At 70.4% G+C, this 23,872-nt stretch carries 22 protein-coding genes; 6 read left to right on the forward strand and 16 right to left on the reverse strand.

Features of this window, described 5'->3' with window-relative positions; translation table 11 throughout:
- Positions 1–272: 272 nt before the first annotated feature.
- A complete protein-coding gene (locus OG440_RS14245) occupies positions 273–1,481 on the forward strand; it encodes a nucleotide sugar dehydrogenase (RefSeq protein WP_406007223.1) in 1,209 nt (402 codons plus the stop codon).
- A 254-nt stretch (positions 1,482–1,735) separates the two neighbouring features.
- On the opposite strand, the gene OG440_RS14250 is transcribed toward OG440_RS14245, so the two are convergent.
- From OG440_RS14250 to OG440_RS14265, 4 genes are all read right to left on the reverse strand, one after another.
- Positions 1,736–2,860: a GuaB3 family IMP dehydrogenase-related protein gene (locus tag OG440_RS14250; protein ID WP_406007224.1), complete on the reverse strand. Its 1,125-nt coding sequence runs from the start codon at positions 2,858–2,860 to the stop codon at positions 1,736–1,738.
- A gap of 127 nt (positions 2,861–2,987) precedes the next feature.
- A complete protein-coding gene (guaB, locus tag OG440_RS14255; protein ID WP_406007225.1) occupies positions 2,988–4,493 on the reverse strand; it encodes an IMP dehydrogenase in 1,506 nt (501 codons plus the stop codon).
- A 164-nt stretch (positions 4,494–4,657) separates the two neighbouring features.
- On the reverse strand, positions 4,658–5,245 hold the full coding sequence (locus tag OG440_RS14260) for a sigma-70 family RNA polymerase sigma factor (RefSeq protein WP_028807228.1): 588 nt from the start codon (positions 5,243–5,245) through the stop codon (positions 4,658–4,660).
- 452 nt (positions 5,246–5,697) lie between these two features.
- On the reverse strand, positions 5,698–6,309 hold the full coding sequence (locus OG440_RS14265; RefSeq protein ID WP_003948568.1) for a response regulator transcription factor: 612 nt from the start codon (positions 6,307–6,309) through the stop codon (positions 5,698–5,700).
- Positions 6,310–6,688: 379 nt separating this feature from the next.
- Here OG440_RS14265 and OG440_RS14270 point away from each other — a divergent pair, with 379 nt between their 5' ends.
- Complete coding sequence (locus OG440_RS14270) at positions 6,689–7,018, forward strand: WhiB family transcriptional regulator (protein WP_399098191.1); 330 nt, start codon at positions 6,689–6,691, stop codon at positions 7,016–7,018.
- 150 nt (positions 7,019–7,168) lie between these two features.
- Here the strand turns inward: OG440_RS14270 and OG440_RS14275 are convergent, their stop codons facing one another.
- The gene (locus tag OG440_RS14275; protein WP_406007226.1) at positions 7,169–8,104 is read right to left on the reverse strand and encodes a LysR family transcriptional regulator; all 936 of its coding nucleotides are present in this window, start codon (positions 8,102–8,104) and stop codon (positions 7,169–7,171) included.
- 80 nt (positions 8,105–8,184) lie between these two features.
- On the opposite strand from OG440_RS14275, the gene OG440_RS14280 reads away from it, so the two are divergent.
- From OG440_RS14280 to OG440_RS14290, 3 genes are all read left to right on the forward strand, one after another.
- Positions 8,185–8,886, forward strand: a complete 702-nt coding sequence (locus OG440_RS14280) for an MOSC domain-containing protein (protein ID WP_406007227.1) — start codon at positions 8,185–8,187, stop codon at positions 8,884–8,886.
- A 120-nt stretch (positions 8,887–9,006) separates the two neighbouring features.
- Complete coding sequence (locus OG440_RS14285) at positions 9,007–9,780, forward strand: SDR family NAD(P)-dependent oxidoreductase (RefSeq protein ID WP_406007228.1); 774 nt, start codon at positions 9,007–9,009, stop codon at positions 9,778–9,780.
- A gap of 89 nt (positions 9,781–9,869) precedes the next feature.
- Positions 9,870–10,577: an ester cyclase gene (locus tag OG440_RS14290; RefSeq protein ID WP_406007229.1), complete on the forward strand. Its 708-nt coding sequence runs from the start codon at positions 9,870–9,872 to the stop codon at positions 10,575–10,577.
- Between the two features lie 114 nt (positions 10,578–10,691).
- Here OG440_RS14290 and OG440_RS14295 read toward each other — a convergent pair whose 3' ends face one another.
- The 10 genes from OG440_RS14295 to OG440_RS14340 form a co-directional block, all read right to left on the reverse strand.
- The gene (locus OG440_RS14295; RefSeq protein WP_406007230.1) at positions 10,692–11,381 is read right to left on the reverse strand and encodes a hypothetical protein; all 690 of its coding nucleotides are present in this window, start codon (positions 11,379–11,381) and stop codon (positions 10,692–10,694) included.
- A gap of 67 nt (positions 11,382–11,448) precedes the next feature.
- Entirely contained in the window at positions 11,449–12,255 is an 807-nt protein-coding gene (locus tag OG440_RS14300) for a hypothetical protein (protein ID WP_406007231.1), read from the reverse strand.
- A 16-nt stretch (positions 12,256–12,271) separates the two neighbouring features.
- Positions 12,272–12,439: a hypothetical protein gene (locus OG440_RS14305; RefSeq protein WP_406007232.1), complete on the reverse strand. Its 168-nt coding sequence runs from the start codon at positions 12,437–12,439 to the stop codon at positions 12,272–12,274.
- Positions 12,440–12,629: 190 nt separating this feature from the next.
- Positions 12,630–14,105: a hypothetical protein gene (locus OG440_RS14310; RefSeq protein WP_406007233.1), complete on the reverse strand. Its 1,476-nt coding sequence runs from the start codon at positions 14,103–14,105 to the stop codon at positions 12,630–12,632.
- Entirely contained in the window at positions 14,102–15,499 is a 1,398-nt protein-coding gene (locus OG440_RS14315) for a KGGVGR-motif variant AAA ATPase (protein WP_406007234.1), read from the reverse strand. Before OG440_RS14315 ends, OG440_RS14310 begins: the two co-directional genes overlap by 4 nt.
- Positions 15,496–15,978, reverse strand: coding sequence for a hypothetical protein (locus OG440_RS14320; protein ID WP_406007235.1), 483 nt, complete (start codon positions 15,976–15,978; stop codon positions 15,496–15,498). The genes OG440_RS14315 and OG440_RS14320 overlap by 4 nt, the downstream gene beginning before the upstream one ends.
- Before the next feature lie 284 nt (positions 15,979–16,262).
- A complete protein-coding gene (gene groL / locus OG440_RS14325; protein WP_406007236.1) occupies positions 16,263–17,891 on the reverse strand; it encodes a chaperonin GroEL in 1,629 nt (542 codons plus the stop codon).
- A gap of 111 nt (positions 17,892–18,002) precedes the next feature.
- Positions 18,003–18,311 carry a co-chaperone GroES gene (gene groES, locus OG440_RS14330; RefSeq protein ID WP_020132158.1) on the reverse strand — a complete coding sequence of 103 codons (309 nt, stop codon included), beginning with the start codon at positions 18,309–18,311 and terminating at the stop codon, positions 18,003–18,005.
- 268 nt (positions 18,312–18,579) lie between these two features.
- Positions 18,580–19,404 (reverse strand): polysaccharide deacetylase family protein, encoded by an 825-nt coding sequence (locus tag OG440_RS14335; protein ID WP_406007237.1) that lies wholly within the window; start codon positions 19,402–19,404, stop codon positions 18,580–18,582.
- Positions 19,401–20,390 (reverse strand): polysaccharide deacetylase family protein, encoded by a 990-nt coding sequence (locus OG440_RS14340; RefSeq protein ID WP_406007238.1) that lies wholly within the window; start codon positions 20,388–20,390, stop codon positions 19,401–19,403. Before OG440_RS14340 ends, OG440_RS14335 begins: the two co-directional genes overlap by 4 nt.
- A gap of 176 nt (positions 20,391–20,566) precedes the next feature.
- Here OG440_RS14340 and OG440_RS14345 point away from each other — a divergent pair, with 176 nt between their 5' ends.
- Entirely contained in the window at positions 20,567–21,763 is a 1,197-nt protein-coding gene (locus tag OG440_RS14345; RefSeq protein WP_406007239.1) for a THUMP-like domain-containing protein, read from the forward strand.
- Here the strand turns inward: OG440_RS14345 and OG440_RS14350 are convergent.
- Entirely contained in the window at positions 21,741–23,792 is a 2,052-nt protein-coding gene (locus OG440_RS14350; protein ID WP_406007240.1) for a cell wall-binding repeat-containing protein, read from the reverse strand. The genes OG440_RS14345 and OG440_RS14350 overlap by 23 nt on opposite strands.
- Positions 23,793–23,872 lie beyond the last annotated feature (80 nt).

Genomic DNA, 23,872 nt, shown 5'->3' on the forward strand with positions numbered 1-23,872 from the left:
ACCCCCAGCCTGTGGACAACCCTCACGGAACCCGAACCGGCTCACCGGAAAACACACCCGGTCGCGGCCGCCCGGCGCCCCGGCCCGGTCGGCTGATCGACGCGGCCGACCAGCGCCGATCGACCCAGCCGTCCGACACAGCCGCCCAACATCAGCGATAAATCCCGCATAACGGTCATATTTACTCCTAGTCTGACATTGCGCTCGCCCACTCTGTCCACCGGGCTTGCGCACCTGTCCCACCTCGGTTACTGGGAAGGACGGCATACGCCATGCCCGCAGATCTCGCCGTCATCGGACTCGGCCCGTTCGGCCTGCCCCTGGCCCAGGCCGCCGTGGCGGCCGGCATCCCCACCATCGGCTACCGCACCGGCCCCGAGGCCGGCTCCCTCAGCCCCGCCGAACTGCGCCGGATGCTCTCGGGGGGCTTCCGGCCCGCCACCAACCCCGCCGAGCTGGGCCGGGTACGCACGGCCGTCATCTGCGCCCCCACCCCGCGCGACGCGGACGGCGGACTCGACCTCAGCCAGCTGGAGACGGCCGCCCGCACCCTCGCCGGACACCTGCGCCCCCACACCACCGTGATCCTCGAGTCGCCCGTTTACCCCGGGGCCACGGAGGAATTCCTGCGGCCGCTGCTGGAGGAGACCTCCGGCCTGCGCGCGGGACGCGACTTCCACCTCGCCTACTCCCCCAGCCGGGTCGACCCCGGCAGCCGCGCCTTCAACCCCGCCAACACCCCGAAGGTCATCGGCGGCCTCACCCCCGCCTGCACCGAGTCCGCCGCCGCCTTCTACAGCCGGCTCACCGACAAGGTCGTACGCGCGCGTGGCCTGCGGGAAGCCGAGACCGTGCAGCTCCTGGAGACCAACTTCCGGCACGTCAACATCGCCCTCGTCAACGAGATGGCCGTCCTCTGCCACGACCTGGGCGTCGACCTGTGGGACGTCGTCCGCTGCGCGGAGACCAAGCCCTTCGGCTTCGAGGCCTTCCGTCCCGGCCCCGGCGTCGGCGGCCACTCCGTCCCCCTGGACCGAACGGGCCACCCCGGCAGCCCGCTGCGCATGGTCGAACTGGCCCAGCAGGTCAACAGCCGCATGCCGCGCTACGTCGTCCAGCGCGCCGCCGCCCTCCTCAACGAGCACGGCAAGTCGGCTCGGGGCGCGCGCGTACTGCTGCTCGGCGTCACCTACAAACCCGACCTCGCCGACCAGCAGAACACCCCCGCGCGCGAGATCGCGATCCGCCTGATGGAACTCGGCGCCGCCGTCAGCTACAACGACCCGCACGTCCCGTCCTGGAGCGTCCTGGACCGCCCTGTGCCCCGCGCCGACTCCCTCTACGAGGCCGCCGCCGACGCCGACCTGACGATCCTCCTCCAGCAGCACCGGACGTACGACCTCCAGGGCCTGTCGGTGAAGGCGCAGCTGCTGCTGGACACGCGCGGGGCCACCCCTACGGGGGCGGCGCACCGGTTGTGAAGCGGGGCGCACACGGCCGCCGCGGGCTCCGGGGGCTGGTGAAGTACGGCACGGCCCGCCGGCTACCGTCCGCGGCCCCTCTGACCAGCCCACTTCCGCCCCGAACGCAACCGCGCGCCCCCGTCCCGCGCCACGCGCCCCGTCCCTCGCGGGCATGGGAGCGAGACATGCGAAAGGGGCCGGTCACCTCACCCGCCGAGTGAGATGACCGGCCCCCTGCCGACGTCCTGCGTAAAGCGTGTGCCGGAAAGCTCCTACTGCCGGTGCACCGAGTCCGCGACCGTCACCTCGACGCGCTGGAACTCCTTCAGCTCGCTGTAACCGGTGGTGGCCATGGCGCGGCGAAGGGCGCCGAAGAGGTTCATCGAGCCGTCGGGCGTGTGCGAGGGGCCCGTGAGGACCTCCTCGATGGTGCCGACCGTGCCCAGGTCGACCTTCTGCCCACGCGGCAGCTCCTCGTTGACCGCCTCCATGCCCCAGTGGTGGCCACGGCCCGGCGCGTCGGTCGCGCGGGCGAGCGGCGAGCCCATCATCACCGAGTCGGCGCCGCAGGCGATCGCCTTGGCCAGGTCGCCGGACCAGCCGACACCGCCGTCCGCGATCACGTGCACGTACCGGCCGCCGGACTCGTCCATGTAGTCACGGCGGGCCGCCGCCACGTCCGCGACCGCCGTGGCCATCGGGACCTGGATGCCCAGCACGTTGCGCGTGGTGTGCGCCGCGCCGCCGCCGAAGCCGACCAGGACGCCCGCCGCGCCGGTGCGCATCAGGTGCAGGGCCGCCGTGTAGGTGGCGCAGCCGCCGACGATCACCGGGACGTCGAGCTCGTAGATGAACTGCTTCAGGTTGAGCGGCTCGTGCGAGCCGGAGACGTGCTCCGCCGAGACGGTCGTACCGCGGATGACGAAGATGTCCACGCCCGCGTCGACGACGGCCTTGGAGAACTGGACCGTGCGCTGCGGGGAGAGCGCGGCCGCGGTGACCACGCCCGAGTCGCGCACCTCCTTGATGCGCTGCCCGATCAGCTCCTCCTTGATGGGAGCCGCGTAGATCTCCTGGAGGCGGCGGGTCGCGGTCTCCGCGTCGAGTTCGACGATCTCGTCGAGCAGCGGCTGCGGGTCCTCGTGCCGGGTCCACAGACCCTCGAGGTTGAGGACGCCGAGGCCGCCCAGCTCGCCGATGCGGATGGCGGTGGCCGGGGAGACGACCGAGTCCATGGGGGCGGCCAGGAACGGCAGCTCGAACCGGTAGGCGTCGATCTGCCAGGCGATCGAGACCTCCTTCGGGTCCCGCGTACGGCGGCTGGGGACGACGGCGATGTCGTCGAAGGCGTACGCCCGGCGGCCGCGCTTGCCGCGCCCGATCTCGATCTCAGTCACGTGTGTGGCCTTTCCCTGATGCGTTGCAGCGTCTTCCAGTATCGCCGACGGGTACGGCGAGGGCGGCCCCGGAGTCTCCGGAGCCGCCCTCGGTACGCCTTACGAACGCTTCACGCGCGCGTGGGGGTCACTTGCGGCTGTAGTTCGGCGCCTCGACCGTCATCTGGATGTCGTGCGGGTGGCTCTCCTTCAGACCCGCGGACGTGATCCGGACGAACCGGCCGTTGTCCTGGAGCTCCGGTACGGTCCGGCCGCCGACGTAGAACATCGACTGGCGCAGACCGCCGACCAGCTGGTGGACGACGGAGGACAGCGGGCCGCGGTAGGGCACCTGGCCCTCGATGCCCTCGGGGATCAGCTGCTCGTCGGAGGCGACGCCCTCCTGGAAGTAGCGGTCCTTGGAGAACGACTTGCGCTCGCCGCGGGTCTGCATGGCCCCCAGGGAGCCCATGCCGCGGTACGACTTGAACTGCTTGCCGTTGATGAACAGCAGCTCGCCCGGCGACTCCTCGCAGCCCGCGAGCAGCGAACCCAGCATCACCGTGTCGGCGCCCGCGACCAGGGCCTTGGCGATGTCGCCGGAGTACTGCAGACCGCCGTCGCCGATGACCGGGACACCGGCCTCCTTGGCGGCGAGCGCGGCCTCGTAGATGGCGGTGACCTGCGGAACGCCGATGCCGGCGACCACGCGGGTGGTACAGATGGAGCCCGGGCCGACGCCGACCTTGATGGCGTCGGCGCCCGCGTCCACCAGGGCCTGGGCGCCGTCGCGGGTGGCGATGTTGCCGCCGATGACGTCCACGCGCGTGTGGTTCGACTTGATCTTGGCGATCATGTCGCCGACGAGCCGCGAGTGGCCGTGGGCGGTGTCCACGACGATGAAGTCGACACCGCGCTCGATCAGGGCCTGGGCCCGCTCGAAGGAGTCACCGGCGACACCGACGGCCGCGCCGACCAGCAGACGGCCCTCGGAGTCCTTCGCGGCGTGCGGGTACTTCTCGGCCTTGACGAAGTCCTTGACCGTGATGAGGCCCTTGAGGGCGCCCTCGTCGTCGACCAGCGGAAGCTTCTCGATCTTGTGCTTGCGCAGCAGCTCCATGGCCTCGACGCCTGAGATGCCGACCTTGCCGGTGACCAGCGGCATCGGCGTCATGACCTCGTGCACGCGGCGCGAACGCTCGGTCTCGAAGGCCATGTCGCGGTTGGTGACGATGCCGAGCAGCCGCTTGTTGCCGTCGGTGACCGGGACGCCGCTGATACGGAACTTGCCGCACAGCGCGTCGGCCTCGGCGAGCGTGGCCTCCGGGTGGATGGTGATCGGGTCGGTCACCATGCCGGACTCGGAGCGCTTGACGAGGTCGACCTGGTTGGCCTGGTCCTCGATGGAGAGGTTGCGGTGCAGAACACCGACGCCGCCCTGACGGGCCATCGCGATCGCCATGCGCGATTCGGTGACCTTGTCCATGGCGGCGGAGAGGAGCGGGATGTTCACCCGCACGTTCTTGGAGACGTACGAGGCGGTGTCGATCTCGTCGGGAGCCATGTCCGACGAGCCCGGCAGCAGCAGCACGTCGTCGTAGGTCAGCCCGAGGGTCGCGAATTTTCCGGGCACTCCGTCGACGTTGGCAGTCATGACACCTTCCCCAAATGGCCTTGCTCGGTGCGGATGTCCATGCTAACGGGAAGCGCACCCCCCGAATTCCACGGTCGGACGTGACTCCGGGCTTCGTATGTTCGTACGGAAACGGTCTGCGCCCTGTTCAGCGACGCCGGTTCCGCAGGGGCTGTCACGGAGTGCTACTGCTCCGCGAGCGCCCGCAGCCTGCTCAGTGCCCGGTGCTGGGCCACGCGGACCGCCCCGGGTGACATTCCCAACATCTGGCCGGTCTCCTCGGCCGTGAGACCCACGGCGATGCGCAGCAGGAGCAGTTCCCGCTGGTTCTCGGGCAGGTTGGCCATGAGCTTCTTGGCCCATTCCGCGTCGCTGCTGAGCAGGGCGCGCTCCTCCGGACCCAGTGAGTCGTCCGGCCGTTCGGGCATCTCGTCGGAGGGGACCGCCGTCGAGCCCGGGTGGCGCATCGCGGCGCGTTGGAGGTCGGCGACCTTGTGCGCGGCGATGGCGAAGACGAACGCCTCGAAGGGCCTGCCGGTGTCCCGGTAGCGGGGCAGGGCGAGGAGAACCGCGACACAGACTTCCTGTGCGAGGTCCTCCACGAAGTGGCGCGCGTCGCCGGGCAGCCGGGACAGCCGGGTGCGGCAGTAGCGCAGTGCCAGGGGATGGACGTGGGCCAGCAGGTCGTGGGTGGCCTGCTCGTCGCCGTCCACGGCGCGATGGACGAGCGACCCGATCGTCCCCACGGCAGTGACCGCCTCGTCATCGCGCATCGGTCCATGGTGCACTGCGGCCGGACCGGCCGCGGCACCGTGCCCGTCGTTGTGCACCGAAGCGTTATGAGCAGGTGCGCCGGAACTCATCCCCTGCGCCCTCCCCTCCCGCTCGACCGACTCGTCCCCGAGGAACTCCACACCTCAAGGATGCGGCATCCGCGGCGAAACGAGCAGCGGGCACCCGGCGAGAGCCTGTGCCGCGCCCGTCCGCCGTGCGGCGGGAGGGAGTTTCGCCCGACCTCCGCACCCCGTCTGAGCAGGGAGGTTCGCACATGACCCGCTCCCCTCGCTGAATGACGGATGTCACCCGAACCCGGTCGGATCCACCGGACGGCCGAGGCCGCCCCGCTTCGGACCGGCCCGGGGCCCCGTCCCGCTCCGGTCCGCTCCGGGCCCGTCGGGACGGGCGGTGGGAACGGGCGACGGGGACGGGCAGGCGGTACCTGTTCCTAACGGACCAGTCCCCATCGGAAGCCGAGCGCCACCGCGTGCGCGCGGTCCGATGCGCCGAGCTTCTTGAACAGCCGGCGGGCGTGCGTCTTGACGGTGTCCTCGGAGAGGAAGAGCTCACGGCCGATCTCCGCGTTGGAGCGGCCGTGGCTCATGCCCTCGAGGACCTGGATCTCACGCGCGGTGAGCGTGGGCGCCGCGCCCATCTCGGCCGAGCGCAGCCGGCGCGGGGCGAGCCGCCAGGTCGGGTCGGCGAGCGCCTGTGTGACGGTCGCGCGCAGCTCCGCACGCGACGCGTCCTTGTGCAGATAGCCGCGGGCGCCGGCGGCCACCGCGAGGGCGACACCGTCGAGGTCCTCGGCGACCGTCAGCATGATGATGCGGGCTCCGGGGTCGGCTGACAGCAGCCGCCGTACGGTCTCGACGCCGCCCAGGCCGGGCATGCGTACGTCCATCAGAATCAGGTCCGAGCGGTCGGCACCCCAGCGGCGGAGGACTTCCTCGCCGTTGGCCGCCGTCGTCACGCGCTCGACACCGGGCACGGTCGCGACCGCGCGGCGGAGCGCCTCTCGGGCAAGCGGGGAGTCGTCGCAGACGAGGACGGAAGTCATGGCCGCCCTCCGCAGCTGATGCGCGTCACCTTGTGCCTCCAGGCTGTTACGAATCGTCACCTGTGCGGTCGACCGTCTCGGACGCCTGCCCGAGCGATTGTGTTTTCAACCGCCACCGCACTCTCAACGACGGTCACTCGAAAGAGTTACGGGGCCGCATGCATTCTTCGGCACTCTACGTGAGGGGGCGGATACAGAGGAGGCAACCACACGGACCCTCAACCTTTCATCACAAGCGATGCCCCATTCGGCCCTATTTCTTCCCTTTTACTGGTGTCTGAGGCTAGATTCGCAATGAGTCATATTTTCATCTCCTTAGATCGTAGTTGTACGGTCGTGGGCACCGTATCCGCTCTGAACGGCTACAAGGGGTCACGCAATGGCAGATTTCTCCCGCCTTCCCGGACCGAACGCGGACCTGTGGGACTGGCAGCTCCTGGCTGCCTGCCGCGGGGTGGACAGTTCGCTCTTCTTCCATCCGGAGGGTGAGCGCGGGGCGGCTCGGAGCGCTCGAGAGAACTCGGCCAAGGAGGTCTGCATGAGGTGCCCGGTCCGTGCGCAGTGCGCGGCGCACGCGCTGGCGGTACGCGAGCCGTACGGCGTGTGGGGCGGGTTGACCGAGGACGAGCGCGAGGAGCTGATGGGCCGGGCGCGCAATCGCCTGGTCTCGGCGTCGTCGGGTGCGAGAGACGTTTCCTCGAACACATGAAGGAACGTTTCTGCAAAACGCTCTGAAGGAACGACGGCGAGAACGGCGGGCACACGCGTGTGCCCGCCGTTCTCGCCGTCGTCGGTCGTTCTCGCTGTCGTCGGTCGGTCTCGTTGCCGGTCTCGTTGCCGCTCACCGTTCTCGTCGCCGTCAGCCGACGCGCGCCGCCGCCCGCCCCAGCTGCTCCAGCGTGGCCGACACCGCCGGCACCTGGGCCAGGTCGGGCAGGGTGAGCGCGACGATCTCCCGGCGCACCGCCGGTTCCAGCGTCACGGCGCGGACACCACGCGGCCGGACCGACTCGATCGCGAGCTGGGGCAGCACGGCGACACCGAGCCCGGCGCCCACCAGGCCGACCACGGCCGGGTAGTCGTCGGTCGCGAAGTCGATGCGGGGCGTGAAGCCGGCGCTCTCGCACACCTTGACCAGCTGGCCGCGACAGCGCGGGCAGCCGGCGATCCACGACTCGGCGGCGAGGTCGCCGATGGCCACGGAACCGGAGGGGTCCGTGCGGGCGAGACGATGCCGTTCGGGGACGAGGGCGACCAGCCGGTCCGTCAGCAGCGGCCGCACGACCAGGTCGTCCCACTCGCCCTCGCCCGCCTGCCCGGAGTCGCCGGTGCCCGTCGCGCGTTCGTAGCGGAAGGCGAGAGCGATGTCGCAGTCGCCCTCACGCAGCAGCTCGACCGACTTCGGCGGCTCGGCCTCCTCCAGCGACACCCGGGTGCCGGGGTGGGCCGCGCGCAGGGCGGCCAGGGCGGTGGGGACGAGGGTGGAACTGCCGCTGGGGAAGGACACCAGCCGGACCCGGCCGGCGCGCAGCCCCGCGATGGCGGCGACCTCCTCCTCGGCGGCGGTCAGTCCCGAGAGGATGCCGACCGCGTGCCGGACGAGGGCCTCGCCCGCCTGGGTCAGGCGCATCTCGCGCCCGGTGCGGATCAGCAGCGGTGTGCCCACGGACGACTCCAGGGCCTTCATCTGCTGGCTGACGGCCGGCTGGGTGCAGCCCAGTTCGCGCCCGGCCGCCGAGAAGGAGCCGGTGGTGGCCACGGCACGCAGGACGCGGAGATGACGGGCCTCGATCATCCTCCGAGCATAAGCGAGCCTTGGGCATCCAGGCGAATAATGCGTCGACACTTTGACCTCCGGGCCCGTACCGTGCCGTCATGAGGCTTCTGTCTGTCAATCTGGGCCGCCCGAAGGCCGTGCCGTACACCGCTCAGCCGCAGGGCCTGACCGGGATCGACAAGCGGCCGGTCGAGGGGCCCGTGCGGGTCGCGGCGCCCGGCCCCAAGGGGATAGGGGCGAGCGGGCTGGCCGGGGACTCCGTCTGCCACCTGCGCCACCACGGCGGAAACGACCAGGCGGTGTACGCCGTCGCGCGCGAGGACCTCGACGACTGGGAGCGCGAGCTGGGGCGCACGCTGGCCAACGGCGCGTTCGGCGAGAACCTCACCACCACGGGTCTCGACGTATCCGGCGCGCGGATCGGCGAGCGCTGGCGGATCGGGCCCGAGCTGGTGCTGGAGGTGACCTCCGGGCGGATACCGTGCCACACCTTCCAGGGCCACGTGGGCGAGAAGCGGTGGGTGAAGCGGTTCACCGAGAAGGCGGCCACGGGCGCCTATCTGCGGGTGATCGTGCCGGGTGAGATCCGCGCGGGGGATCCGGTGAGTATCGTCCACCTGCCGGAGCACGAGGTGACGGCCAGGATGCAGTTCCAGGCCGTCACCACGCACCGCGAACTGTTGCCCCGCCTGCTCGCGGCCGGCGAGGCACTGCATTCGGAGACGCTGGTGGCGGCCCGGGAGTACGTGGAGAAGTACGGGGACGGGGACGCGTCCGGGGCGAAGCGCACGACGGCGTAAGGGGGCTGAGCCGGTGTCGGGCGTGGCACGGCGTGCGCGGGCGTGCGCACGGAGTCTTCACCTTCGGGAGGCCACGTGCAGAGAACGGACGCCCGTACTCCGGGTCACTAATCTTCTGCCATGACAACGGCTCTGATTACGGGTTCGACCGCGGGCATCGGTGCCGCGTTCGCGCGCAGACTGGCGGCGGACGGGCATGATCTCGTCCTCGTGGCACGGGACATCAAGCGGCTGCGCGAGCAGGCGACCGAGTTGCACGACCGGCACGGCATCGAGGCGGAGGTGCTGACGGCCGACCTCGCCACGGACGACGGCATCGAGGCGGTGGCCGCCCGGCTCGGGGACCGCAAGAACCCCGTCGACCTGCTGATCAACAACGCCGGCTTCGGCAACAAGGGCCGCTATCTCGACGTCTCCATGGCCGACGAGCTGAAGATGCTCAAGGTGCACTGCGAGGCGGTGCTGCGGCTGACGTCCGCGGCGACGGCGGTGATGCGCGAGCGCGGGCGCGGAGGCGTCGTCAACGTGGCCTCGGTGGCGGCCTTCGTGCCGCGCGGGACGTACGGGGCGTCCAAGGCGTGGGTCGTGCAGTTCACCCAGGGCGCGGCCAAGGACCTGGCGGGCAGCGGGGTGCGGCTGATGGCGCTGTGCCCGGGATTCGTGCGCACGGAGTTCCACGAGCGGGCCGGCATGGGCACGGACAACATCCCGGGCTGGATGTGGCTGGACGCGGACAAGCTGGTCGCGGCGGCGCTGCACGACCTGGCGCGCGGGAAGTCGGTGTCGATCCCCGACCCGCGCTACAAGGCGCTGATGGGCCTGGTGAAGGTGACGCCCCGCTCGCTGCTGGGCGGGATCAGCTCGAGGACGGGCCGGAAGTACGGGCCCAGGTAACGGCCCCGGCAGTGGACGGGTGACGTCGGCGCTCCGGTGGGAAAATGGGCGTGACAGGGACCGGACCCAGGGGGGCCGGAGGCGGCGTCATGACGTTCGTACAGCTCATCGAGTGCAGGACCAGCCGGTTCGACGAGATGGACCGGCTCATGGACACGTGGGTCGAACAGACCAGGGGCAAGCGGACCGCGACGCACGCGGTGGTCGGCAAGGACCGCTCCGACGCGTCGCACTTCATCGAGATCGTGGAGTTCCCCTCCTACGAGGAGGCGATGCGGAACTCGAACCTTCCGGAGACGGACAAGGTCTTCCGGGAGCTGGTGGCCCTGTGCGACGAGATGCCGACCTTCACCGATCTCGACGTCGTACGGGACGAGCAGTTGTACGCCGGGACGGCACGGCGGTTCTTCGAGGCGATCGGCGCGCGGGGCGAACTGCCGCCGCTGGACGGTCTGCTGGCCGAGGACTACCACGACCACGATCCCGCCAACGAGCAGGACACCATGGGCATGGACGCCATGCGCCGGGAGGTCGAGATGTGGCGGGGCGGGTTCGACTTCGCCTTCTCCCTGGAGGACCAGATCGAGCAGGGCGACCGCGTGTGCAACCGGTGGACCTGGAGCGGGACCCACAAGGGCGACTTCATGGGGATCCCGGGCACCGGGAGGCACGCCACGATGACCGGCACGACCGTCTTCCGGTGCCGGGAGGACGGGAAGATCGCCGAGGCCTGGTGGCAGTACGACCGGCTGGGGCTGATGGCGCAGCTGGGGGCGCTGGACGCGCTGGAGAGCTGAATCCGGGTTCGCGGGTCCGCGGGTCCGCGGGTCCGCGGGGAACACTTCGCCCTGTGAGGTGGCCGGGGCGCGGAGCGGGGTGCCGCCGCTCCGCGCCCCGGCACGGGCCAGGACCTACTTGACGAACCTGCCGTCGCCCACGACGACATGCGGTCGGCTGTTGATCGCGTCCGAGGCCCATTCCAGGATGGTGACCTCGATCGTGATCAGGCCGGCGCCGGTCACCTTCTCGGAGACGGCGTGTACCTCTCCGGATCGCAGCGTGAGGCTGCTGACCGTCGAACCGTCCCGACGTTTGACGTCGACCTGGGCCACATAGTCGGGCAGCGTTTCGCCGTCGAGTCCGACCGTCGCCTTGAATTCGGTCAGACCGGTCGGAATATTGAAGGAAAGAGCCTTCACTTCCTTGCCGAATACCCCCGGCGAGAAAACGATGCTCTTGGTGAGAGGAGTATCGCCGAGCCGGGAGACGTCCTCCCTTTCGTTGTTCCCGTATCCGCCGATGGGACCGATATCGGTCAGATAGCGCACCCGCACGTCCGACGGGGATTCGGCCGCGGTCCGCGCCGGCTCGTCCGGCTCGGACTCCACCGGGGGCTCGCCGTCGCTCGTGACCTCCGGACCGGCAGCCGCCGAACCCGACTGGACGAGCGGTGATCCACTCGCGGATTCCGGCGTCCCGGGAGCCTCCGAAGCGTCGGAGCACTCGGCGCCGTCCACACAGAGTTTTCCGTCCCGCCCCGCATGCTGGTTGTAGGTGTTGGTCTCCCCGCAGGCCGCCAGCACGGACACCAGCAGACACACGAGAGCGCACCCCCGGGCCGCTCTTCTCCAGATTCGCATTTCCCCTGCCTCGATCACACCCGCCCCGTCAATTGCGGACAACCGGAGACCCCACGGCCCCATGAGCCCCGCCCATCGCCCCTTCGAAGGAAATGCGCAACACACCGACCCGGGCGACGTCGAAACCCGTGAGGGTGTAACTCCTGCCGTACGCGAGTTTCTCCGAGTGCAGGACTTTTCCCGTGCCCTGATCGCTCACGCTCACCGTCAGGGTTTCCGTCCTGTCGCTTCCGGGAGAGTCCGCGGCGATCCCGAAGGTCGCGTCGAGCTTCGCGTACTTGCCGGCCAACTTCATCTGGAAGAAGCCGTGTTCGTTTTCACCGCAGGCGATCGTGCACTCGATGGCGAATCCCGTGTCGAAGGACTTCCCGCCGACGACCACGTCGTCGGCGCCCCAGTCCGTGCAGACCCCCATCGAGCAGCCGTCGACGGAATCCCGCAGCCCGTCGGGCAGGTTCCCGCCCGAGAGTTCCACCCTGACGGGGACGGCCTCGCCCGCCACGGAACCGGTGGCGCCCTGCCGACCGGCGCCGCCGCCCGAACCGTCGCCGGTCGAACCGTCGCCGCCCTCCCCGCCGGAGCCCCCGTCCGTCGTGTCGCCGCCTTGGTCCGGGCCGGCGGAAGAAGCACCCGACCCGGGTGGGGAGGGATTATCGGCAGCGGACGGGTCCGGCCCGTCCGGGGATCCGCCGTCGGAACAGACGGCCTCCTGCACACAGGCCTCGGCGTCGCCGCCCGCCTGCTGGTTGATCGTGGTGTCCCTGCACGACGTGACCGCGAGCACGAACAGGGCCACCAGGGCTAACCCGCGGAACACTCCTCGGCGTGCCTGCATGACGTCCCGGTACCGCCTAGCACTTCGACTGGACGCAGACGGTGCCGTCTCGGCCGGTCTTCTGGTCCACGCTGGTGCTGTCCGACTTCATCCAGCCGGTGATGAGCGCGGCGACGATCACCGCCACCGCCCCGAGGATCCCGACGACGATCTTGACCTTGTGGTCGTTGGACCAACCCGCCATTTGACCAACCTTCCTGTGACAAACGGAGGTTGATGGTGACACAGGACGGAGGGTGATCACTGCGGAATTCCGGACGTATGGGGTCCTGTGGCACTCTCGTTACAGGACTGTCCAGCCTGCGGCGAACCGGCCGGTGACGAACCGACGAACGGTGCCGGGTCCGCGGGCCCCGCGTCACTGTCGGGCCGCGTCAGCCGGCCACCCTGGGCACCCCGCCCTTGCGGCCCACATTGAAGGCGATGCGATAGACGTCCGGAAGGTCGATGCGGCCGTCACGGCGGCGGCGCATCACTCCCAGGGAGATCAGCTCTTGGATAAGCAGGACCGGATCTTCCGGGTGACGCGGGCCGGTCCGGACCAGACTGTCGTCCCGCGGGTCGCTGGGCACGTACCTCTCGGCCTCTTTACGCAAGGCGTCCACGAGCCGGAACTCCGCCCATAGAGCCACGACCTTCTCCTCTTCGACCGGCACCTGGCGACCGGCCAGCGGCTCGACAGCGAGCCGCACCCACGGCATGTCCTCGTTGACCTCGGCTACCCGGGTTTCCGACGCCGTCTGCACTCCCCGGCGGATACCTTCGTGGTGGAGAGCGAACTCGTGCCCGGCGTACTGGTCCCGAGTCTCCGACAGTGCTTTCTGCAACGCGCTCAGAAAACTGCGCGGGCTGACCTGCTCCACCCCGTCCATCAAATGGTTGGGCAGCCAGGTGAAGGTGTGTCCTTTACGGAAGTTGGACCCCATGTAGGGACCGGCGATCGCGGTGAACTGTTCTGTCTGGAACTGCTCGTCACCACTGAGCAGCGCTGGCGGCACATGGCGCCGACCGTCCGCCTCGGACTGCCAGCCGCGGGTGAGCTGCCGGAAACGTGACGAGAGTTCGCCGTCATGATTGCCCAGCGTGTGAAAGAGCAACCCGTACAGGTTGGCGCGCGACCAGGTCAGGGCCGCCGCGTTCGACGTCAGCTTGGAGGCGTCGGGAAAGTGCAGCAGGGCGCCGTCGTACATGTCGGGGCGGATGAACACCTTGAACCGGATGTTGCGGGTCCCCAGGCGCATGGCGAGTGCCAGTTCCAAAATGCCGCTCACGAGCCGGTCGGCCTGCGAGCGGACCCGATGCAAGTGCTCCAGGGCGTCGAAGAGGACCAGGTGGGTCACGCGCTTGTCCTGCGCCTCACGGTCGACCCGTTGTACCGTGCGCTCGGCCGCACCGGGGTTGCTCCGCACCCAGGCGGCCCTGTCCCGCCACTCGGAAAGCTCCCGCAGCTCCTGCTGGCCGAAGGCGGTCAACAGCACGGCGTACCACAGGTCGTAGGGCCGGATTCCCTCCTCCACCAACTGACGGAGATTGCCCGGCCCGGGATAAAGGTCGGGCTCCAGGGCTGCCCCGTAACCACGTGCCACAGTGACGCGGCGTAGGCGTTCAATGCCGTACTCCTGGGCAGCGATCTCGCGCAGGGCCGGGTCGAGCAACGAGCGGTACCAGAATGTCTTGCCGACCCCGCGGCCACCACGGACCACCGTGCTGTCGACGTAGAGAGCCGCCCGGTGGGTGTCCAGGGTGAACAGGCTACGAACGTTCGGCTCGGCCGTATCGGCGTCCGTGGCCTCAGGGAGGGCGGCGGCCAGGAGAGATCGGTACTCCTCGACGCCCAGTGCGGTGCTCATCGCGGTCCTTCGCTGCTCTGCGGGTCTGAGGTGATCAGGAGCGTAGCGGTCGGCAGGAAGTCCCGGTACGCCGCCTGTACGAAGGCACGGTCCTGCCAGCCTGGAGCGGCGACGGCATCCAGGCCCACCAGTCCCGGCTCGAACAGGATCGGAATGGGGTGGTGCGGAGCCGCCTCGTCTTCGAGGAAGGGGGAGAAGGCCTGGGGGTCCAGTTCGTTCGTCTCGGGATCCACGACGTCGTCGTCGTAGAGCAGCGCGAAGCACTCCCAGGCGTGCTCACGGAATGACTCCAGATAGGCGTTCTGGGGTCGTAGGGGGGAATCCGGGACCATGGAGGCCACCATGCGCAGCTTCTCCCGGATCGCCGGTGCCTGCCCCGAGGAGAGCCAGGCCGCGAAGAGGTCGCCGTATCCCTCCCAGGTCTGCGCGTTGTCCGTGCCGAACAGGAGCGCCAGATCACACAGGCGGGAGATGGCGACCGCTGCGATGTCATGGATGCCGGCGCGGCTGTCGAGGAGGACGACATCGGGACGCCGACCGCTTTCGCCGTCCCGGGCCACTGCCTCCTCACAGGCGCGTACGGCCTGGTGCAGGCGCTGGGCGAAGTCTGCGCCGGGGACGTCCGCGTACGCCCGGTTCAGTTTGTCCACATAGGCATACGAGACGCCCGGCGTACCTCGACCGCGGGCAGGTGCCACCCAGAGCTCGCCCCTGCCCCCACGGGGCATGTACCCGGTGCGGATAACGTGGTCCAGGCCCTCCGCGTTGCCCACGGCCGACTCGACGAGCTGGTCGATGATGCCGTGGGTGGGCAGGTCCGCGCCTTCGGCGACCAGAGGACCCACGCCCGGCGACTCCAGGTCCAGGTCTACGACGAGGACGATGTGCCCCTGGTCGGCCAGGTGTCGGGCCAGGACGGCGGTCGCCGTACTGCGTCCCACCCCGCCCTTGAATCCGTAGAGCGCGGTGCGGTGAGTACGGGAACCGTCCGCTTCGGGAGCGGGGGTGGACACCTGCGCCCAGTCCTCACCGACCACGGTGTTGTCAAGGATCCGGACCCGCCCGGCAGGCCGGCTCGGGTCCTTGACGGCTCGCTCGGAGCCCAGCAGTCCATCGGCCGAGAACAGTCCCGACGCCCTCATCAGCGGCCGGTCCGCGGCGTACCGACCGAGCTCCTGACCGAGACGCAGGCCATAGACAGCCTCAACCTCCTCCAGAGACGACGGGAGGGGCTGCGCACGGTCGTCCAGGACGAGAGTGAAGCGCCCCAGGACATCCCGTACCGCCAGGACATCCACACCCGCGGCCGCCATCTCGTGAGCCAGTGCCAAGGCTCGTGGGCGCGCCTCGGCGAAACGGACCGGTCCGTCGACCGGTTCGGGGGCGAGGGTCACGGCAACCTTCCTGTGATGAGTGCCTGTTCGTGCAGGCGAAGTATGTCCTCGGCCACCGTACGCCGCCGTTGCACCTCCCCTTCGGCGACATTGCTGCCGTCGCGGTAGCGGTCGTCGACCGACCATGTGTTGAAGGCGGTCAGCCCTCCGAGTGCGGCGGACAGGCGGGTCGCCGACCTACCGTGCGTCAGGAGCGCCACATCGGTGGCCACCCACGGCAGGTGGCTGTAGGAGTGCGACGCCTTCCCCGTCGCCGGGTCCTTGACCCAGGGCGACTTCGACGGCAGGCCTCCAGGCTTTTTGGGGTCCATCGTCGCGGGGGTGAAGCGGAGCAGCAAACTCTTGAGAGCACACTCGACCGCGAAGCCGTAGTGATAATCGGCATTGGGCAGCCGTGCGCTGTCGTGGAGGAAAACGCCGTCGTTGTAATGCCGAAGGGCGGCGTGGGCGTAGTGGTGCTCTGCTGAATTCACCGACACGCGACGGATCATAGGATGCGGACGACCCGAACGGCCCAACTCACGCCGCGATGTCACACGTGCGGCAAGGCGTGGTGACAGATGCCGAGACGACTCTGACGTAGCCCGAAGCCGAGGTCCGTCCGGTCCGTGGTGTGGCGTACCGAGCGACGGAGGGTGTGGGTCCGGGCTCCCGCTGCACGGCAGAGGCCCGGCACCCCATGGAGGTGGGGTGCCGGGCCTCTGCCGTGCTTGCGACCTGGGTCAGTGGTTATCGGCCCGGGTCGGGGTACCGGCGCGTCGCGTCAGTGGGAGTGGCCGTGGCCGTGACCGCCCGCGGCGGCCGGCTCTTCCTCTTCCTTCTTCTCGACGACCAGGGTCTCGGTCGTCAGGAGGAGGGAGGCGATGGAGGCGGCGTTCTCCAGGGCGGAGCGGGTGACCTTGACCGGGTCGATGACGCCGGCCTTGACCAGGTCGCCGTACTCGCCGGTCGCGGCGTTGAAGCCCTGGCCCTTGTCGAGCTCGGCGACCTTGGAGGTGATGACGTAACCCTCGAGGCCCGCGTTCTCGGCGATCCAGCGCAGCGGCTCGACGACGGCGCGGCGGACGACGGCGACACCGGTCGCCTCGTCGCCGGTCTTGCCGAGGCCGCCTTCCAGCACCTTGGCGGCGTGGACGAGCGCGGAGCCACCACCGGAGACGATGCCCTCCTCGACCGCGGCGCGGGTCGCGGAGATGGCGTCCTCGAGACGGTGCTTCTTCTCCTTCAGCTCCACCTCGGTGGCGGCGCCGACCTTGATGACGCACACGCCGCCGGCCAGCTTCGCGAGGCGCTCCTGGAGCTTCTCGCGGTCCCAGTCGGAGTCGGTGTTCTCGATCTCGGCCTTGATCTGGCCGACGCGGCCCTGGACCTCGGCGGAGTCGCCGGCACCGTCGACGACCGTGGTGTCGTCCTTGGTGACGGTGACGCGGCGGGCGGAGCCGAGCACGTCGACGCCGACCTGGTCGAGCTTGAGGCCGACCTCTTCGGAGATGACTGTGGCGCCGGTGAGGACGGCCAGGTCCTGGAGCATCGCCTTGCGACGGTCACCGAAGCCGGGGGCCTTCACGGCGACCGCGTTGAAGGTGCCGCGGATCTTGTTGACGACGAGGGTGGAGAGCGCCTCGCCCTCGAGGTCCTCGGCGATGATCAGCAGCGGGCGGGAGGAGTTGGTCTGGATGACCTTCTCCAGCAGCGGCAGCAGGTCGGCGATGGAGGAGATCTTGCCCTGGTTGATGAGGATGTAGGGGTCCTCGAGGACGGCCTCCATGCGCTCCTGGTCCGTCACGAAGTACGGCGACAGGTAGCCCTTGTCGAAGGCCATGCCCTCGGTGAAGTCGAGCTCCAGACCGAAGGTGTTGGACTCCTCGACGGTGATGACACCGTCCTTGCCGACCTTGTCCATCGCCTCGGCGATGAGCTCGCCGACCTGCTGGTCCTGGGCGGACAGCGCGGCGACGGCGGCGATGTCGGACTTCTCGTCGATCGGGCGGGCGGTGGCCAGCAGATCGTCGGAGATGGCCTTGACGGCGGCGTCGATGCCCTTCTTCAGGGCGGCCGGGGAAGCACCCGCGGCGACGTTCTTGAGACCCTCGCGTACGAGCGCCTGGGCGAGCACGGTGGCGGTGGTCGTACCGTCACCCGCGATGTCGTTGGTCTTGGTCGCCACCTCCTTCACCAGCTGGGCACCGAGGTTCTCGTACGGGTCGTCGAGCTCGACCTCACGGGCGATCGTGACACCGTCGTTGGTGATGGTGGGGGCGCCGAACTTCTTGTCGATGACGACGTTGCGGCCCTTGGGGCCGATCGTCACCTTGACCGTGTCGGCAAGCTTGTTGACGCCGCGCTCGAGGGCGCGACGGGCGTCCTCGTCGAACTTCAGGATCTTCGCCATGGGAGCGGTTCAGCCCTCTCGGAAAACGTGGGAGAAACGAACTGCGCCCCCAGCACCCGGCTTCACAAAGTCGCGGGGCCAGGAGCGCAGTTCACTGCAAAACTGGGTGAATTACTTCTCGATGATCGCGAGCACGTCGCGAGCCGAGAGGACGAGGTACTCCTCGCCGTTGTACTTCACCTCGGTGCCGCCGTACTTGCTGTACAGGACTACGTCGCCGACCTTGACGTCGAGCGGCAGGCGCTCGCCGTTCTCGAAGCGACCCGGGCCCACCGCGAGGACAGCACCCTCCTGGGGCTTCTCCTTCGCGGTGTCCGGGATGACCAGGCCAGAGGCCGTGGTCTGCTCGGCGTCGAGCGGCTGGACCACAATGCGGTCCTCGAGCGGCTTGATGGCAACCTTGGAGCTGGTGGTCGTCACGATCCGACCTCCCCCTTCGGAGATCTCACGGGGCTAACTGTCTAGGTGGCGACCAGGTGGATCCGTCGTCGCGGGTGCCGGACCTGCCCGTCGCGTGTTGGCACTCTCCAGTGGGGAGTGCCAGAGCCGAGACTATGACCGCGATTAGCACTCGGTCAAGCGGAGTGCCAATGACGGCGGGGCGTCGGCCGGATTTCGGCCTGGGCGAACGGCCCTCTCGCGGTGGTGCGCCCGCGCGAGTCCCGTACCGGGGGCCCGGCGGGAAATCTCAGACGTAGTCCTCCAGGCGGCCCACCGTCAGGCCCTGCTCCTGCACCCGCCGCAGGAGTCGCGTCGTGCGTTCCCTCAGGCTCGGGCCCGTCGACTCGTCCGGGGCCACGGCGATGATGTCGCCGGGGTGCAGACGGGCCGGGCCGTGGGTGTAGGTGAGGCCGGTGGGGCCCATCGCGGCGCGCCACAGGACGACGGCCGCGATGCCGCAGTCGGCGGCGGCGCGTCGGGTGGTGGTGTCGTAGGTGCCGTAGGGCGGGCGGAAGAGGCGGGGGCGCAGGCCGAAGCGGGAGCGGAGCTTGTCCTGCTGGCCGCAGATCTCGGCGCGCTGGCCGGCGTAGGGGAGACCGCGCAGGGCCGGGTGGTCCAGGGTGTGGTTCTGGATGCTCGCGCCGACGGACTGGAGGCGGGCGAAGTGCGCGTACCCCGGGCCCACTACGCCATCCGTGAGGAACATGCTCACCGGGAGACGCAGTTCGCGGACCATGTCGACGAACCGGGGGTCGCGTTCGGCGCCGTCGTCGTAGGTGAGGAAGACGACCCGGTCGGCGGTCGGGACGTGGTCGACGACCGGCGGGAGGGCCGCTCCCGGGCTGCCCGCCAGGACGCGGGCGGGGTGGCGCGGCGCGGGGGCCGGCGGGGCGGTCAGACCCCAGCGGCGGTAGGCGTCCCGCGCGGCCGGGTCGTGCGGGCGGACCCGGGCCGCGGCCTTCTTGCCGAGCCGTTCGATGGGGTCTACGGACTGGGCGCAGCCCGCCAGGGTCGCCAGTGTCGTGAGGGTCGTCAGGATCAGCAGCACGGCCGGCAGCCCCCGCGTCCTCACAGGTAGTCCTCCAGTCGCGCCACCGCGTACCCCTTCGCCGTGACCTTGTTCAGGAACCGGCGGACCATGTCGGGCATCGTGCCCTTCCAGTCGCCGCGGCCGCGGAAGTGGGTCAGGACGATGTCGCCGGGGTGGAGGTCCTGGTCCCACTCGCGGTACTCCCAGTGGTCGACGAACACCTCCTCCGCCCAGAGCGGGGCGTAGCGCACCCCGCAGGTCTTCGCGGCGCGCAGGGTGTCCTGGTCGTAGTTGCCGTAGGGCGGCCGGAAGAGGGCGGGGCGTTTGCCGTAGCGCTTCTCGATCACGTGCTGCATGCCGCAGATCTCGCGCTTCTGGTGGGCGTAGGAAAGGGCGGGCAGGTAGGGGTGGTGCAGGGTGTGGTTGTTCAGTGTCACGCCCCGGTCCTGCATCTTCTTGAAGTAGCCGTAGTCGTCCTTGACGAGGTAGTCGCTGAGGAAGGCGGTGTACGGGATCTTCAGTTCGCTCATCATGCGCAGGAACGCCGGGTCCTTCTCGGCGCCGTCGTCGATGGTGAGGAAGACGACCCGGTCCTCGGTCGGGATCGTGGTGAAGACCGGCGGGAGGCCGAGTTCCTCGTGGTCGTCGACCTCGAAGCCCTTGCGGGTGGTGATCTCCGGCTTGTGCTCGGGCGGTGCCGGGGGTGTCAGCGGGACCGTCTTCAGGCCCCAGCGCCTGGCCGCGGCGACCCGGGCCCGGTGTGCGGCGCGGAGCCTGGTGGCGTACGAGTGCAGGGCGAGGGCGGGCGGCGCCGCGGGGGGCGGCCCCGCCTTCTCGGGCTGCTGGCCGGGCGCGGGGCGGGCGGCGCGGTCGGCGCCCGCCCCGCCTCCCGCGCAGCCCGAGGCGATGGTGGCCAGCGCGAGGACGGCGATCAGGCTCCGGACGCCCGCGCGCCCGTGGCCGGGCCCGCGCCGGCGCGACTCCCGAGAACAGCCGCGCTTGTCATCATTTTGTACGACAGGTCCCATGGCGCCGGATCCTCCCAGCCACCGCCCCGGAACCCCGTCCGACACCGCCACCGCGGACCCACCGTCCACCGACTGGCCCAAGGGGACCGGCAGCGGCGGGCGGTGACCGGGGCAGGCGGGGGTCGAGGCGGGCGGGCGGTGACCGGCGTGGCGGGCGGCTGGCCGACAATGAGGGGGTGAACGACCTCGCTCCCCTCCTCACCGCCGAGGGCCGTGCCCTCCTCGACCTGGTGCGTGGCACCGCCCCCGCCGACGAACTCGCCGTCGCCACCCGGCTGCGCCGCGAACACCCCGCCGATCTGGTGTCCGCGGCGCTCGGCCAGGCCCGGCTGCGGCAGCGGGCGGCGGCGAAGTTCGGGGCCGAGGACGCCGAGCGGATGTTCTTCACGCCGAACGGGGTGGAGCAGTCGACGCGGGCGAGCGTCGCCGGGCATCGGGCCGAGCGGATGAAGGCGCTCGGCGTGACGTCGGTCGCCGACCTGTGCTGCGGCATCGGCGGGGACGCGATCGCGCTCGCCCGGGCCGGCATCCGGGTGCTGGCCGTGGACCGGGACCCGGTCACGGCGGAGGTGGCCCGCGCGAACGCCGACGCGCTGGGTCTGAGCGGGCTGATCGAGGTGCGGGAGGCGGACGTCACCGAGGTGGACACCGGCGGCTATGACGCCGTCTTCGTCGATCCGGCGCGCCGGGGCGGCCGCGGGCGCATCTTCGACCCCGAGGCGTACTCGCCTCCGCTGTCGTGGGCGGTCGGCGCGGCCCTCGCCGCGCCGCGCGCCGCCCTGAAGATCGCGCCCGGCGTGCCGCACGAGGCGATCCCGGCCGAGGCCGAGGCCGAGTGGATCTCGGACGGCGGGGACGTGAAGGAGGCCGTGCTGTGGTTCGGCACCGAGCCGGGGGCCGTGCGGGCCACCCTGCTCCCCGGGCCGCGGACCCTGCTCGGCGCCGGGCTGCCCGACCCGGACGTCAGGCCGGTCGGGCGGTATCTGTACGAGCCCGACGGCGCCGTCATCCGGGCCCATCTGGTGGCGGACGTGGCCCGGGAGCTCGACGGCGGGTTGATCGACGAGACCATCGCCTACGTCACCGCCGACGGGCTGCGCCCCACCCCGTACGCCACCGCCTACGAGATCACCGACCGGCTCCCCTTCAACGTGAAGAAGCTGAAGGCGCTGTTGCGGGAGCGGGGGGTCGGGATCCTCACCGTGAAGAAGCGCGGGTCGGCGGTGGAGCCGGAGGAGCTGCGCAGGAAGGTGCTGCCCAAGGGCCAGGGGCCGCACTCGGCGACCGTGTTCCTGACCCGGGTGGCGGGGGCGCCGACGATGCTCGTCGGCGCCCCCGCCGGGCCGGTCGTTACTGCCGGTGGAGCGTCCTGAGCGAGGCCGCGTTCGGCTGGGCGCCGACCGGGCCGGGGCGCTGCACGGTGGTGACCTCGGCGGCGCCGTCGGTGCGCGCGGCGAAGGCGCTCGCCGACGTGCTCGGCGGGATGACGCCGTTGAAGTACCCGTGGTAGTCGACGTAGGCGCTGCCCGGGCCCATCGTGGCGCCCACGGTGTTCAGCGCGGCCGGGGAGATCGAGCTGTTGACGCCGAAGGCGGCCGTGAAGTTGACGCTGGCCGCCTCGCGCTGGAAGTAGCTGGTCAGCTCGGGCGACGGGGCGGCGGCGCTGGTGGTCCACAGGAGCGGCCCGAAGACGTTCATCGCCGAGGCCGCCGACACGCCTTCGCGCCAGGCGCCGGAGTAGGCGAGGGCGGTCTGGCTCGGCGCGGACCACCAGAACAGGGCGATGGCCACCGAGATCGACGGGTCCGTGGTGCCCGAGATCGGGTAGTACGAGTACGTCGACGGCCAGTGCGAGAAGTTCGAGTGGGTCAGCGCGTACTTCGCCGCCGAACCGACCGTGATGATCATCGTGTTGTCGGGGTTCAGGCTGTTGAGGTACGCCTGCACCGACGCGGTCAGCTTGGTGCCGTTGGTGAGCACGACACCGCCCGCGCTGGCGGCACCGTCGGAGCCGGCCGCGGCCGCCGCCGAGAGGGCCGCGCGGTACTCGGTGCCGCCGGCCAGGAAGACGTACTTCGGGGCGGAGGTGATCGTCCTGGTCACCATCACCGAGGTCGCGTAGCGGTCCGCGCCGGTCAGCCGCACGGGGACGTAGCCGAGCGCCTTCACCTGGCTGAGGACCGTGTTGTCGAGGACGGACGTGCTGCCGACCAGGTACACGGGCTTGCCCGGCTTCAGCATCCGCTTCAGCTCGTTCCTGGTCGTCGAGGACAGCCCGGTCTTCTGGGTCATCAGCACCGGGCCCTCCTTCCGGCCTGCCAGGGCGGGGGCGGTGACGACGTACGCCGGGTCGTCCTGGTTGACCAGCACCGCGGACTTGGCGTCCATCAGGCCGGGCTCGCTCTGGCCGACGGTGTTCCAGGTCCAGCGCGAGGAGGCGGTGGCGGTGAGGTACTGGGTGGCGCCCCAGACCCGCGCGGTGCCGTTCTTGCGCAGCGGCTGCCAGCTGGGGTTCCCGACGTGGGAGCTCTGCGCCGCGCCGGTGACCGGGGTCAGCTCGCCGGTCGCCGTGTCGACGTACTCGACGGTGTGCACGTCGTCGCTGTTCGGCGAGGTGTGGGCGTCGAACAGGATCCGCTTGCCGGTGGGCGACCAGGACGGGGCGGCGTACCGGCGCGGGCCGGTGGTGAGCTGCTTGACGTCGGTGCCGTCGGCGTTCGCCGTGAAGATCTGGGGGTTGCCGTCGGTGTCCTTGCGGACGAACGCCAGCTTGGTGCCGTCCGGCGACCAGGCGGGCTGCTCGGCGTCGGCCAGGGCGAGCTTGACCGTCTTCGCGGCGGCGTCGAAGACGTACACACCGGCGGCGGCGTCGCAGCCGCCCGCGCGGCGCTCGAACGCGACGAGGCCCGTGACGTTCACGCTCGGTTCGGAGTCGCAGACCGTGGCCGGCTCCAGGTTCGCCGGCAGCAGCGGGCCGGGCGCCCACGAGGCGTCGGAGGGGCCGTACGCGAGCTGGCCGCCGCTGGCGAAGACGACGTACCGGCCGCCGTTCCAGAAGGTCAGGTCCTCATAGGGGGCGCTGGAGCGCAGGCCCTGCGCCCACGGCAGGGTGATCCTCTTGGTGCCGTTGGGCAGCACGCTGGAGATCTGGCCGGACACGCTGAGCACGCGGCTTCCGTCCGGCGCCCAGGTGGCGTAACTCCCCACGTTGGGGATCGTGGTGGTCGTGCCGGTGACGGGGTCGACGAGCAACCCGCCATCGTTGAGGATCTTGCCCTCGGTGCCCGGCCAGGGCCCGGCGTCGTCGGCGACGGCGCCGGGTACGGCGGCCAGGGTGCCCGCGGCGGCGAGCGCCGCCACGGTGGCGAGCGCCGCGGCACGGCGGCGCGTGAACAGTCTCAAGTTGTCGACCCCCGGGGATCAATGATGTCGTCGGAGCCGCGTGTGGGCCGGGTCGGCGTCGTCCCCCGTCGCCGTTTCCC

It is taken from the genome of Streptomyces sp. NBC_00637 (assembly GCF_045161545.1).
Lineage (GTDB): Bacteria > Actinomycetota > Actinomycetes > Streptomycetales > Streptomycetaceae > Streptomyces.

What these genes read in the sequence shown, in the direction of transcription:
- OG440_RS14340 (WP_406007238.1), bottom strand. Translation starts at nt 20,390, where the DNA reads ATGGGACCTGTCGTACAAAATGATGACAAGCGCGGCTGTTCTCGGGAG.
- OG440_RS14300 (WP_406007231.1), bottom strand. Translation starts at nt 12,255, where the DNA reads ATGCAGGCACGCCGAGGAGTGTTCCGCGGGTTAGCCCTGGTGGCCCTG.
- OG440_RS14265 (WP_003948568.1), bottom strand. Translation starts at nt 6,309, where the DNA reads ATGACTTCCGTCCTCGTCTGCGACGACTCCCCGCTTGCCCGAGAGGCG.
- OG440_RS14280 (WP_406007227.1), top strand. Translation starts at nt 8,185, where the DNA reads ATGAGGCTTCTGTCTGTCAATCTGGGCCGCCCGAAGGCCGTGCCGTAC.
- OG440_RS14275 (WP_406007226.1), bottom strand. Translation starts at nt 8,104, where the DNA reads ATGATCGAGGCCCGTCATCTCCGCGTCCTGCGTGCCGTGGCCACCACC.
- OG440_RS14285 (WP_406007228.1), top strand. Translation starts at nt 9,007, where the DNA reads ATGACAACGGCTCTGATTACGGGTTCGACCGCGGGCATCGGTGCCGCG.
- groL (WP_406007236.1), bottom strand. Translation starts at nt 17,891, where the DNA reads ATGGCGAAGATCCTGAAGTTCGACGAGGACGCCCGTCGCGCCCTCGAG.
- OG440_RS14270 (WP_399098191.1), top strand. Translation starts at nt 6,689, where the DNA reads ATGGCAGATTTCTCCCGCCTTCCCGGACCGAACGCGGACCTGTGGGAC.
- OG440_RS14310 (WP_406007233.1), bottom strand. Translation starts at nt 14,105, where the DNA reads ATGAGCACCGCACTGGGCGTCGAGGAGTACCGATCTCTCCTGGCCGCC.
- OG440_RS14245 (WP_406007223.1), top strand. Translation starts at nt 273, where the DNA reads ATGCCCGCAGATCTCGCCGTCATCGGACTCGGCCCGTTCGGCCTGCCC.
- OG440_RS14260 (WP_028807228.1), bottom strand. Translation starts at nt 5,245, where the DNA reads ATGCGCGATGACGAGGCGGTCACTGCCGTGGGGACGATCGGGTCGCTC.
- OG440_RS14305 (WP_406007232.1), bottom strand. Translation starts at nt 12,439, where the DNA reads ATGGCGGGTTGGTCCAACGACCACAAGGTCAAGATCGTCGTCGGGATC.
- OG440_RS14290 (WP_406007229.1), top strand. Translation starts at nt 9,870, where the DNA reads ATGACGTTCGTACAGCTCATCGAGTGCAGGACCAGCCGGTTCGACGAG.
- guaB (WP_406007225.1), bottom strand. Translation starts at nt 4,493, where the DNA reads ATGACTGCCAACGTCGACGGAGTGCCCGGAAAATTCGCGACCCTCGGG.